Annotated in this window: 9 protein-coding genes and 1 pseudogene; 1 reads left to right on the forward strand and 9 read right to left on the reverse strand. The window is 71.8% G+C overall.

Annotation, left to right across the window (positions count from 1 at the left end):
- Positions 1 to 11: 11 nt before the first annotated feature.
- The 6 genes and pseudogenes from L615_RS24710 to L615_RS06205 all read right to left on the reverse strand — a co-directional run.
- A pseudogene (locus tag L615_RS24710) lies at positions 12 to 719 on the reverse strand (hydroxymethylglutaryl-CoA lyase); the annotation flags it as partial.
- Positions 716 to 1,963: an acetyl-CoA hydrolase/transferase family protein gene (locus tag L615_RS06185; protein WP_145724471.1), complete on the reverse strand. Its 1,248-nt coding sequence runs from the start codon at positions 1,961 to 1,963 to the stop codon at positions 716 to 718. The pseudogene L615_RS24710 and the gene L615_RS06185, both read right to left, overlap by 4 nt.
- Positions 1,964 to 1,970: 7 nt before the next feature.
- On the reverse strand, positions 1,971 to 3,143 hold the full coding sequence (locus tag L615_RS06190) for a thiolase family protein (protein ID WP_145724472.1): 1,173 nt from the start codon (positions 3,141 to 3,143) through the stop codon (positions 1,971 to 1,973).
- Between the two features lies 1 nt (position 3,144).
- Complete coding sequence (locus L615_RS06195; protein ID WP_145724473.1) at positions 3,145 to 3,903, reverse strand: SDR family oxidoreductase; 759 nt, start codon at positions 3,901 to 3,903, stop codon at positions 3,145 to 3,147.
- Positions 3,903 to 5,069, reverse strand: coding sequence for an acyl-CoA dehydrogenase family protein (locus L615_RS06200; protein ID WP_145724474.1), 1,167 nt, complete (start codon positions 5,067 to 5,069; stop codon positions 3,903 to 3,905). Before L615_RS06200 ends, L615_RS06195 begins: the two co-directional genes overlap by 1 nt.
- A gap of 90 nt (positions 5,070 to 5,159) precedes the next feature.
- Entirely contained in the window at positions 5,160 to 6,248 is a 1,089-nt protein-coding gene (locus tag L615_RS06205; RefSeq protein ID WP_145724475.1) for an acyl-CoA dehydrogenase family protein, read from the reverse strand.
- 125 nt (positions 6,249 to 6,373) lie between these two features.
- Here L615_RS06205 and L615_RS06210 point away from each other — a divergent pair, with 125 nt between their 5' ends.
- Entirely contained in the window at positions 6,374 to 7,153 is a 780-nt protein-coding gene (locus tag L615_RS06210) for a FadR/GntR family transcriptional regulator (RefSeq protein WP_222430465.1), read from the forward strand.
- Positions 7,154 to 7,198: 45 nt separating this feature from the next.
- On the opposite strand, the gene L615_RS06215 is transcribed toward L615_RS06210, so the two are convergent.
- The 3 genes from L615_RS06215 to L615_RS06225 form a co-directional block, all read right to left on the reverse strand.
- Positions 7,199 to 9,199 (reverse strand): AMP-binding protein, encoded by a 2,001-nt coding sequence (locus L615_RS06215; protein ID WP_222430466.1) that lies wholly within the window; start codon positions 9,197 to 9,199, stop codon positions 7,199 to 7,201.
- Between the two features lie 20 nt (positions 9,200 to 9,219).
- Positions 9,220 to 10,416: an acyl-CoA dehydrogenase family protein gene (locus tag L615_RS06220; protein WP_145724476.1), complete on the reverse strand. Its 1,197-nt coding sequence runs from the start codon at positions 10,414 to 10,416 to the stop codon at positions 9,220 to 9,222.
- Positions 10,417 to 10,560: 144 nt separating this feature from the next.
- Positions 10,561 to 11,766 (reverse strand): LuxR C-terminal-related transcriptional regulator, encoded by a 1,206-nt coding sequence (locus tag L615_RS06225; protein ID WP_186449757.1) that lies wholly within the window; start codon positions 11,764 to 11,766, stop codon positions 10,561 to 10,563.
- Positions 11,767 to 11,834: the final 68 nt, after the last annotated feature.

Consider the following 11,834-nt stretch of genomic DNA (forward strand, 5'->3'; position numbering starts at 1 on the left):
CAGCCGGCCTCGAGGGCGGCGTAGGCGTTGGCGAGGCCCTGGCCCCGGGTGTTGTGGAAGTGCGCGGTGACCTCGACCCCGGGAAGGCGCTCGATGGCCGCCTCGAAGAAGCGCCGCGCGTACGCCGGGTTGCACATGCCGGTCGTGTCGCCGAAGCCGAGCTCCGTGGCTCCCGACTCGGCGAACTGCTCGGCCAGGTCGAGCACCCGGTCCATCGGCACCGCTCCCTCGAACGGGCACCCGAAGGACGTGGCGATGACGGCGGCGTAGTCGAGTCCTTCCGCCACGATGCGCTTGCCCATCTGGCGGACGTCGTCCATGGTCTCCCGGACGGTCCGGTTGATGTTGCGCTTGTTGTGCGTCTCGCTGGCGCTGACGAAGAGGGCGATCTCCTCGAACAGGTCGCGGTGCTCGAGGGCGTTGTCCAGGCCCTTGCTGTTGGGGACCAGCACCATCCGCTGCACGTCGTCGGGGACGTCGATGCCGTGGAGGACCTCGACACCGTCGGACAGCTGCGGGATGACGTCGGGGCGCACGAAGCTGGCGACCTCGATCCGCTTGACGCCGGCGCGGCCCAGTGCGTTGATCAGCCGGATCTTGTCGGCGGTCGCGATCGTCTCCGGCTCGTTCTGGAAGCCGTCGCGGGGGCCGACCTCCCGGATCCGGACGGTCCGCGTCTCGTCCGCGGTGCTGTTGGGGAAGGCGGTCGTGCTGGTCATCGGTTCTCCTGCTCTGCGAGGCTCCGTTGGAGGTGTTCTCGGTGCTCGGGGGCGGCCACCTCGATGAGCCGCAGCGCCCGCTCGGCCACCGTGCAGCCGGTCAGCATCGCGACGCCGTGCTCGGTGACGACGGCGTCGACGTCCACGCGCGCGGTCGTGACCACGCCACTCGCGAGGACCGGGACGATCGTCGACTGCGACCGGTCACCGGACCCGACGGTCGAGCGCAGCGCGATGATCGAGCGCGCCCCGGTCAGCGACGCCGCCCGGCTGAAGTCGACCTGTCCCCCGACGGCGCCGATGTGGACGCCGCGGGCCAGCTCGGCCCCGACCTGGCCCAGCAGGTCGACCTCGATCGCCGAGTTGATCGAGACCAGGGAGCCGAGCCGCGAGAGGACGGCGGGGGCGTGGGTGTAGCTCGCCGCGCGGAACTGGACCGCCTGGTTTTCGAGCCGGCGGTAGCCGTCGGTGCTGCACAGGGCCGCACCGGTGACGATGAGGCCCGCGTCGATCTCCTTGCGGGCACCGGTGATGACGCCCTTCTCGGCGAGGGTGAGCACGCCGTCGGTGAGCATCCCGCTGTGGAAGCCGAGGTCGGAGTGCCCGGCGAGGGCCTCGAGCACTGCTGCCGGCAGCGACCCGACGCCGATCTGGATGGTGGACCCGTCGTCGATGATGCTCGCCACGTTGCTCGCGATGGCGCGGTCGACCTCGTCGGCGGGCTTGGCGGGAGCCTCGGGCAGCGGACGGTCCGTCTCGATGACGGCGGCGAACACCGACAGCGGCAGTGTCGGACCTCCGACGGTGCGCGGCATCTGCTGGTTGATCTCGGCGATGAGGGTGCGCGTGTGCCGCAGCGCGTCGGCGACGTACTCGACACCGGTGCCGAGCGTGACCGTGCCGTCCGGCCCGGGCGGTGACACCTGGACGAGGCCGACGTCGTTGGGCAGCTGCCCGGTCGCGAACATCCGCGGGATCGCGGAGTAGTGGCACGGCACGACGTCGAGGCGGCCGTGACGGCTGAGCAGGCGCAGCTGGCCGAGGCCGCCGTACGACACGACCGTCAGCTTCTCCGGGAGGTCGCCGGACAGTCGATCGTTCCACGTCAGCCCGGAGAAGGCGCGGATCGGACCGACCCGGTCCACCGCGTCGAGCACCTGGTTGACGAGGGGCTCGGGCTCCGCGCTGCCCTGGCTCCACCACACCCCGTCCCCGGGGTCGAGGAAGTCCGCGACGTCGAACACGACGACCTCAGACCCGCTGGACCAGCGTCGCGGTGCCGAGCCCGCCGCCGCAGCACATCGTCACCAGGCCGATCTCGACGTCGCGGCGCTCCATCTCGGCCAGCAGCGTGGCGAACAGGCGCGAGCCGGACGCGCCGACCGGGTGGCCGAGGGCGATGGCGCCGCCGTTGACGTTGACCCGGTCCATGTCGGGCTTGAGCTCGCGCTCCCATGCGAGCGCCACCGGGCTGAACGCCTCGTTGACCTCGAACAGGTCGATGTCGTCGATCGTCATGCCGTTGCGCTCGAGGAGCTTGCGGGTGGCGGGGATCGGTCCGGTCAGCATGATGAGCGGGTCGACGCCCACCGTGGTCTGGTCGAGGACCCGGGCGCGCCTGGTGAGTCCGTGCCGCTCGACCGCGGCGTCCGAGGCGAGCAGCACCCCGGCGGCACCGTCGGTCAGCGGCGACGACGACCCGGCCGTCACGACCCCGGTCTCCGGGCGGAAGATGGTCGCGAGACCGGCCAGGGTGTCGAGGCTGGTCCCCGGTCGAACGCTCTGGTCGCTCGTGCGGACGGCGCCGTCGAGCTCCATCGGGATGATCTCCCGCTCGAAGCGGCCGGCCTGGGTGGCGGCGGCAGCGAGGGCGTGCGAACGGACCGCGAACTCGTCGTTCTCCCTCCGGCTGATGCCCCACTGCTCCGCGATCCGCTCGGCGCTCTCGCCCATGGTCGGGAAGTCGTAGAGCTCCTTGAGCTCTGCGGGCCAGGCGGCGCCGTACATCTCCTCGATCCGGACGACCGCGTCCATCGGGACGTGGCCCATGTTCTCGACGCCACCGGCGAGCACCACGTCGTGCGTTCCGGACGCGATGAGGGCGGCCGCCATCTCCACGGCCGTCTGGGCGGAGCCGCAACGCCGGTCGAGGACGGTGGCCGGCACCTCGGGCGGGTAGCCGGCCTGGAGCCAGGCGTTGCGTGCGACGTTGCGCGACTGCTCGCCGAAGGGGGCGGTGCAGCCGACGACCAGGTCCTCCACGTCGGCGGGCTCGATGCCTGTCGACTCCAGCAGCGCGGTGTAGACCGCGCCCAGCATGGCATTCGGGTGCACCTCGCGGAACCAGCCGCGCTCGGGGTGCGCCCGCCCCATCGGGGTCCGCAGCGCCTCGACGATCCAGGCGTCCCGTCCGGTCAGCGCCATCTCAGATCACCGTCCCGCCGTCGACGGCCAGCACCTGGCCGGTGATGTACGACGCGGCGTCGGAGGCGAAGAACACGAACGTGCTCGCGATCTCGTCCGGCTCGGCCCACCGCGCCAGCGGAATCCGTGCCAGCGTCATCTCCGCGAGCTTCTCGTTGCTGCGGATGTTCTCGGTCATGGAGGTGGCGGCCAGCGGAGCCACGGCGTTGACCGTGATCTGCTTGCGCGCCAGCTCCTTGGCGAGCGACTTGGTGACGCCGATGATCCCGGCCTTGGCGGCGCTGTAGTTGACCTGCCCGATCGTGCCCACCAGGCCCGCCGCCGAGGTGACGTTGATGATGCGGCCGGTGCCGTCGGTGGCGAGGAAGGGCAGTGCGGCCTGGCTGACCGTGAAGGTCCCGCCGAGGTGCACGCCGACGACGAAGTCGAAGCCGTCCTTGTCCATCTTCGGGAACATGGCCGGCGCGATCGCGCCCGCGTTGTTGACGACCACGTGCAGCGTCCCGTCGGCCAGGTCGGCGGCCTGCTCGGCCGCCGCGGCGGCGCCCCCTGCGTCGCGGACGTCGAGCGCGGCCGACTCGGCGCGGCCGCCGGCGGCGACGATGKCCGCAGCCACGGCAGCGGCGGCGTCCTTGTCGAGGTCGGTCACCATGACCGCCGCGCCCGCCCGGGCGTAGGCCCGGGCGACGGCGGCGCCGATGCCGTTGCCGGCGCCGGTCAGGAGGGCGCTGCGGCCGGTGAGGTCGAACGGCGTGGTCATCAGTAGCTCCTCGGCAGGCCGAGCACGTGCTCGCCCAGGTAGTTGAGCACCATCTCCTGCGACAGGGGCGCGATGCGGGTGAGCCGGGCCTCGCGGAAGTAGCGGGCGACGTGGTACTCCTCGGAATACCCCATGCCGCCGTGCGTCTGCAAGGCCCGGTCGGCGGCCTCGAAGCCCGCGTCGGCGCAGAGGTACTTGGCCATGTTGGCCTCCTTCGCGCACGGGAGGCCGTTGTCGTAGAGCCAGGTGGCCTTGCGGAGCACGAGCTCGGCCGCGTCGAGCCGGGCGAGCGAGTCGGCCAGTGGGAACTGCAGGCCCTGGTTCATGCCGATCGGGCGTCCGAAGACCTCCCGCTCGTTGCCGTACCGCACCCCGCGGCGCAGGGCGGCGCGGCCGATGCCGAGCGCCTCCGCGGCCACCAGCATCCGCTCGGGGTTGAGGCCGTCGAGGATGTACTTGAACCCCTGCCCCTCCTCGCCGATGCGGTGCTCCTCGGGGATGCGGAGGTCGTCGATGAACAGCTCGTTCGACGTGACCGCGTTGCGGCCCATCTTGTGGATCGGGCGGATGTCGACGTGCGCCCGGTCGAGGTCGGTGAAGAAGAGGGTGAGTCCCTCGGTCTTCTTCGGGGAGTCCTCGAACTTGGCGGTGCGGGTCAGCAGCAGGATCTTCTCCGACTCGACTGCCTTCGAGATCCAGACCTTGCGGCCGTTGACGACGTAGTCGGAGCCGTCGCGGCGGGCGAAGGTCGTGATGCGTGTGGTGTCGAGGCCGGCGCCGGGCTCGGTCACGCCGAAGCAGACGTGCAGGTCGCCGTTGACGATTCGCGGGAGGTTCTCCCGCTTCATCTCCTCGGACCCGTGGACGATCACGGGGTGCATCCCGAAGATCGACAGGTGCATGGAGCTCGCGCCGTTCATCCCGGCACCGGACGCGGCGACCTCCTCGAGGAGGATCGAGGCCTCGGTGATGCCGAAGCCGTGGCCGCCGTACTCCTCCGGCGTGGTGATGCCGAGCCACCCGCCCTCGGCGAACGCGTTGTAGAACTCGGTGGGGAACTCCTTGGCCGAGTCCTTCTCGTACCAGTACTGGTCGTCGAACTTCGCGGCCAGCTCGGCCACGGCCTTCTTGATCGTCTGCTGGTCCTCGGTCAGCGCGAAATCCACAGCGGGCCCCGTCCTGGTCGGTCAGTCCGGGGCGAGACCCCGGGGGTTGTTATGGCTTGATTGTATCTAATGGTACGACCAATAACTAGGTCAAGAGGGCAGCAGCTCCAGACCGTCCGCAATCCGCTCGTTCCACGTCGCCACGGAGCCGAAGAGCTGCTCGTCCAGCCGGGCGCGCTTGAAGTGCAGGTGGAGGTCGTGCTCCCACGTGTAGCCGATGGCGCCGTGCATGGTCAGGGCCGTGTCCGCGGCGCGTCCCGCCGCGGCGGTGACCTGCGCCTTCACCGCGGCGGCATGGAGGGAGCAGTCCGGGAAGTCACCGTCGACGCTGGCCGCGGCGTAGTAGACGCCGGACCGGCCCGCCTCCACGTCCACGAGGATGGTCGCCGCAGCGTGCTTGACGGCCTGGAACGAGCCGATCGGGACGCCGAACTGCTGGCGCTGCCCGCTGTACTCCACGGCGAGGTCGAGCATCCGTTGCATCGCACCGAGCGCATCCGCCGCAGCGAGGACGGCCGCGACGTCCGTGGCCCGGCCGAGCACGGCCGCAGGGTCGACGCCGTCGAGGGCCTCCGACGGAGCGGACGAGAGGACCAGGTCGGCGACCGACCGCGACCTGTCGAGGAGGCGGCGCGGCGTGACGGTGACCCCGGGTGCGGAGGTCTCGACGACCCGGAGGTGCGCGGCCGCACCGCTGCCGGCGCGCACCACGAGGAGGCCCGCGCGGTCCGCGCCCAGCACCCTCGCGACGACGCCGCTCACGCGCCCGCCGGCATCGACATCGAGGGTGGGCGCCGCGTCGGGCGCGGACTCGGCGGCAACCGCGATCGCCGCGTGCCCGCCGTCGAGGGCCACCTCGACGAGGTCGGGACGCTTCGTCAGGGCCGAGAGCGCGAGGACGGTCGCCAGCCACGCGGAGCTGGGGGCCGCGACGCGGGCCAGCTCCTCGGCGGTGATGGCCAGCTCGACCAGGCCCCCGCCCTGACCGCCCAGCTCCTCGGGGATGCCGACTCCCGCCATGCCGTCGGCCACCCACCGCTTTTCGAAGCCCGAGTGGTCGGGCGCGCCGCCGTCGAGCCCCCACCATGCGCGGACCTGCTCCGACCCGGCCACGTCCCCGAGCCAGCCACGCAGGGCCTCCCGGTAGGCGTCCTGCTCCTCAGAGAACTTCCACTGCATGGCGCTGCCTTTCCACTGTGCGTTCGTCCAGTCGTCCTGCCTCGCGATGTGCCTGCAGAGCAGCGTCGACTGTTAGTTTGGGTACGACCAAAGGTGCGGTACGAGCCGCGAAGGAACGGGATGAGATGACTGACTCCACCAGCGCGGCAACTCCGAACGGCAGCGTGCGCCGCCCCGTCCAGCTCACGCCGATGCAGGTCCCGAAGGCCTCCGACGTGCTGGCCGACGACCTCCGCGAGCGGATCCTGCGAGGCGAGTTTCCCGAGGGGACCGCCCTGCCGCCCGAGCGCGAGCTCGTGGCGCAGACCCGGATGAGCCGGACGACGGTGCGCGAGGCCCTGCGGATCCTCGAGGTCCAGGGGCTCGTGCAGATCCGGACCGGCCGGGCCGGCGGCGCCTTCGTGCAGCGCCCGGGCGAGGAGTCGATCGCGAGCACCGTGAGCCTGCTGATCCGCGGCCGGCAGGTCCGGCTCGCGGCACTGCTCGAGACGCGCGAGGCCGTCGAGCCGGCATGCGCACAGCTGGCCGCGAAGTACCGCACCGATGCCGACCTGGAGGCGCTCGACCGCGCCAACGACGCCATCGCCGCCGAGGGCACGCTCGCGGAGTTCCTGCAGGCCAACGTCGACTGGCACGTCGCCGTCGCGGTCGCCTCGCACAACGAGCTGCTGACCGGCTTCATGGGGGCGCTGTCGCGGGCCATCTACGCCGCCACCGACAACCAGGGATTCATCGACGCCTCGGTCCGCAAGACCACGGTGCGGGCCCACCGCAGCATCACCGACGCGATCCGCAAGCGCGATGCCGCGGCCGCCGTACGACGGATGACCCGGCACGTGCACGAGTACGCCTCCGCGGTCCTCGAGGTCGAGGAGCGCACCGAGATCGAGGTCCCGGGCGACTGAGCCCGGGACGCCGGGGAAGGGGTGTGCGAGGTCATCGCAGGCCCTTCACGAGCTCGCGGATCTCGCCGACGGCCTGCGGGTTCTCCGCGCCCGACAGGTCACCCGGGTCCTTGTCCATGACCGCGGCGCGGATGGCGCGGCGCAGGATCTTCGCCGAGCGGGTCTTCGGCAGCCCGTCGGCGACCAGCCTCCGGACCCTGCCGGCCACGGTCGACNCGACAGGTCACCCGGGTCCTTGTCCATGACCGCGGGCCGCTCGACGCGGACCACCTGGCTCGGCGAGAAGGGCTTCCCGACCCCGTCGGCGACCAGCCTCCGGACCCTGCCGGCCACGGTCGACTCGTCGTCGGCGTCGTCGCGGGCGACGTAGAAGACCCACACCGCCTCGCCCTTGGTGTCGTCGGGGATGCCGACGACGGCGGACTCGGCGACGGACTCGTCGACGGCGACGACCGACTCGATCTCCGCAGGGGCCACCCGCTTGCCGGCGACGTTCATCACGTCGTCCGACCGGCCGAGGATGAACCAGTCGCCCGCGTCGTCGACCAGGGCGAAGTCGCCGTGGCGCCACAGCCCGTCGAAGGTCGACCAGTACGACTCGTGGTAGCGCGACCCCTCGGCGTCGTCGCCCCAGATGCCGCGCGTCATCGAGGGCCACGGCTGACGGCACACCAGCTCCCCGATCACACCGCGCACCGAACGCGCCTGGTCGTCGACCACGTCGACGTCCATGCCCAGCGCAGGACCGCCGAGCGAGCAGCTGCGGATCTCCTCGACCGGGTAGGGGCACAGGAACGAGCCGCCGACCTCGGTGCCGCCGGAGAAGTTGATGATCGGCACCCGGCTGCCGAACACGTCACGGGCGAGCCACTCGTAGGACTCGGGGTCCCACGGCTCACCGGTCGACCCGAGCACGCGCACGCTCCCGAGGTCCTGCGAGGGGAGGTCGCCGGCGGCCCGCAGCGTGCGGATGAGCGTGGGGCTGACGCCGAGCATCGAGACCCGGTGCCGCTCCACCAGCTGCCACAGCCGACCGGTGTCCGGGACGTCCGGCGAGCCCTCGTAGAGCAGGAGGGTGCCACCGTTGGCGTGGGTGCCGAAGATCGACAGCGGGCCCATGATCCAGCCCATGTCCGTGATCCAGCAGAACGTACGACCCGGCGCGATCTCGAAGCCGTAGGCCACCTCGGAGGCGGTCTTGGTGACGAAGCCCGCGTGCGTGTGCACCGCTCCCTTGGGCTTGCCGGTCGTCCCCGACGTGTAGGCCAGGAGGAGGACGTCGCTCGCCGACGTCGGCTCGACCACGGGGTCGGGGTCGTGCGCCAGCAGGTCGTCCCAGCCGACCTCGCCCGCCGAGAGCTCGACCGGCCCGAGGTTGCCGACGACCACGACCGTCTCCACGGTGGGGCAGTCGTCGAGCGCGGTCCGCAGCGCGGGCAGCATCGCCGCCTGCTTGCGACGGCGCACCGTGCCGTCGGCCGTGATGACCGCCTTCGCCGCGGCGTCCTGCACACGGCTGGCGATCGCCGGCGCGGCGAAGCCGGAGAACAGCGGGACGAGCATCGCACCGAGGCTCGCGACGGCGTACGTCGCGACGACCGCCTCGGTCGTCATCGGCAGGTAGATCGCCACGGCGTCGCCCTTGCCGATGCCACGTGCCCGCAGGCCGGCGCGGAGCCGGGCGACCCGGTCGTCGAGCTCGGCGAAGGTCAGCTGCGCGACGGTGCCGTCCTCGGCCTCGTGGACGACGGCGACCGCGTCGGGCGTCCTGGCGACCCACGCCCCCAGGCAGGCCTGGGTCGCGTTGAGGCCGCCGCCGACGAACCACTCGGGCCACTTGATGCCACGGCTCTCGTCCAGCACGGCCTCGAAGGGGCGGTGGAACGGGATGCCCAGGTCCTCGACCACGGCGCCCCAGAAGGCCGCCGTGTCCTTGACCGACGCCGCGCGGAGCTCGTCGACGTCGTCGACGCCCAGGGTGCGCATCAGGCGCGCCACGTTGGAGTTGTGGAGGTAGTCGGCGTCGGGCTTCCAGACGTAGGCCATCTCGATCGGGCTCCTTCGGATCAGGACCGCGGCATGCCGAGGATCCGCTCGGCCGCGATGTTGCGCTGGATGTAGGTGGAGCCGCCGGCGATCGCCGTGCCGCGGCCCTGGTTGGCGAGGCGGAGCCAGGACCGCGTGGCGGCGATCTCCTCGTCCTCCTCGTCGAGGTCGAACTGGCCGCCGAGCGGGGCCAGCGACAGCCGGAAGTCGGCGAGGTCCTCCACCAGCGGGCAGAAGTAGAGCTTGCCGATCGAGGTCACCGGCCCCGGGGGCGCTCCGTTCGCGGCGCCGGTGATCACCCGCTGGCTGATCGTCTTGTGGATGAGGGCCCGCGCCCAGAGGTCGGCGACCTCCTGGCGCACGACGGGGTCGGCGCCGAGCGGTCGTCCGTCCGGTCCCGTCATCCCCCGGATGTCGTCGACGACGTCCGCGACGGCCTTCGTCGTGTTGACGCGGCCGGTCGCGATCGCGACCCGCTCGAACGCGAGCGTGCCCATGGTGACCTGCCAGCCGCCGTCGACCTCGCCGACCACGGCCTCGTCAGGCACGAAGACGTCGTCGAGGAAGACCTCGTTGAACTCCGCCTCGCCGAGCATGTGCTGGAGCGGGCGCACGGTCACCCCCTCGCTGTCCATCGGCAGCAGGAAGAAGGTGATGCCTCGGTGGCGTGCCTTGGCGGGGTCGTTGCCGCCGGTCCGGGCGAGCAGGATCGCGTGCGCGGCAATCTGCGCCCGGCTGGTCCAGATCTTCTGCCCGCTGACCCGCCAGCCGCCCTCGACCCGGACGGCCCTGGTCCGCAGGCTGGCGAGGTCGGAGCCCGCGCCGGGCTCGGAGAAGAGCTGGCACCAGATCTCCTCGCCCTTGAGGATCGGTTCGAGGAGCCGCTCCTTCTGGGCCGGCGTGCCGAAGTGGGCGATCGTGGGGCCGCAGAAGTCCTCGCCGATGATGTTGAGCCGCTCCGGCGCACCCGCCAGGTCGCACTCCTCGCCGAAGATCGCGCGCATCCGCTCGTCGAGCCCCTGGCCGCCGTACTCCGTCGGCCAGGTCAGCCCGGCCAGGCCCGCGTCGTAGAGCATCCGCTGCCACTTCTGCCAGAAGGGGACCTTGTCCTCGAGGCGCGGCGGCTCGGGCCAGTCCAGCTGGGGGAGCGCATCGGCGATCCACGCGCGCACGCGACTCCGGAAGGCTGCCTCGTCGGGAGCGTCCGCCAGGTCCATGAAGCCACCCCTGCCTGGGTCCGGGCCGCCCGTGCGGACAGGCGGCGAGGGTCGAGTGCCGTGCACTCACGTCGGTCTCAACGTTACAATGGTCAGACCGAAACGGCAACGGACGCAGGCTTCACCGCCCTGCGCCCTCCGCGCTCAGTCCTCCCGCGCTCCGATGGTCGAGCGGAGGTAGAACGAGATCGCCTCGGCCCGGTTCTCGACCCGCAGCTTGCGCAGCACCTGCTTCACGTGCGACTTCACGGTCCCGGTCGCGATCACCAGCTGGTGCGCGATCCGCTCGTTCGTGGCCCCGGTCGCCATCAGGCCCAGCACCTCGAGCTCGCGGGCGGTGAGCAGGCCCTCGAGCTCGTGGGCCCGGTCGGTCGCGACCGGCCGCAGGGGTGCCGGTACGCCGACCGACGCCCCCTCGCTCCGGGTGACGAGGTCGATCGTGTTGGTGGCGACGTCGTCCAGCACCCGCTCCACCGTGCGCATCGCGTCACGGACCTGGTCCCGCTGCTCGCGCAGCCGCTCGAGGAGGACGGCGCGCTCGAAGACCTGGGCGAACCCGATCGCGAAGAGCCACAGGACGTCGCGGTCGAGCTCGACCATCTCCATCCCGCGGTTGTCCGCGTGCAGCAGGCCGATGGCCCGGTCGCCGGAGAGGACGGGGGCAGCGACGTACGAGGTCAGCACCGCCGCACGGGCCAGGGGCGCATAGACCCGGGGGTCCCGCTCGGCGTGCAGCACCATGGCCGGCTCCTTGCGGCGCACGAGCTCGCTCTCCAGCAGCAGCTCCGACAGCTCGATCGCGGGAAAGGCGCGGATCCACTCCGCGAAGGCGCGCTCCGCCTCGCCGATCGTGGTGGCGTGGCTGCGCCAGGGCCGCCAGGTCGCATCGTCGACGCGGGAGAGCATCACCCGCTCGAAGCCGCAGGCCTCGACGGCGACCTCGCAGGCGATGTCGAGGAGCTCGTCCTGGTCGGTCACGCTCCGGAGCCGGCTCAACCCGCGGTCCAGCTGGTCGAGGCGCCGCAGGCGCTCACTACCGAGGTGGTCGTGCACCGCCAGGCGCACCGCGTGCACGTCGTTCAGCACCTGGGCGATCTCGGCGGTCTCCTGGGGGCTCGGCGGGCGGCCCTCGTCGACCAGGCACTCCCGGAGGATCCCACCGAGGATCGCCAGCTGGCCGTCGAGCGTGCGCAGGTCGGTCGAGGGCACCTGGGCCATCTCGTCGGCGTACTCGAGCTCCTCGAGGACGTCGAGCCTCCACAGCAGGTCGACCGCCGCGACGTGCGCTGCACGTCCCTGCCCGGCGAGCTCGCCGCGGCGGCGCGCTGCCGCAGAGCTTCCGTGGTCCATCTCTCCCACTCCTGTTCGCGCGAGCGGCACGCCCCGGATCGCGCCGACCGTCCGCATCCGTGAACGAT

It is taken from the genome of Nocardioides sp. J9 (assembly GCF_007829375.1).
GTDB lineage: Bacteria > Actinomycetota > Actinomycetes > Propionibacteriales > Nocardioidaceae > Nocardioides.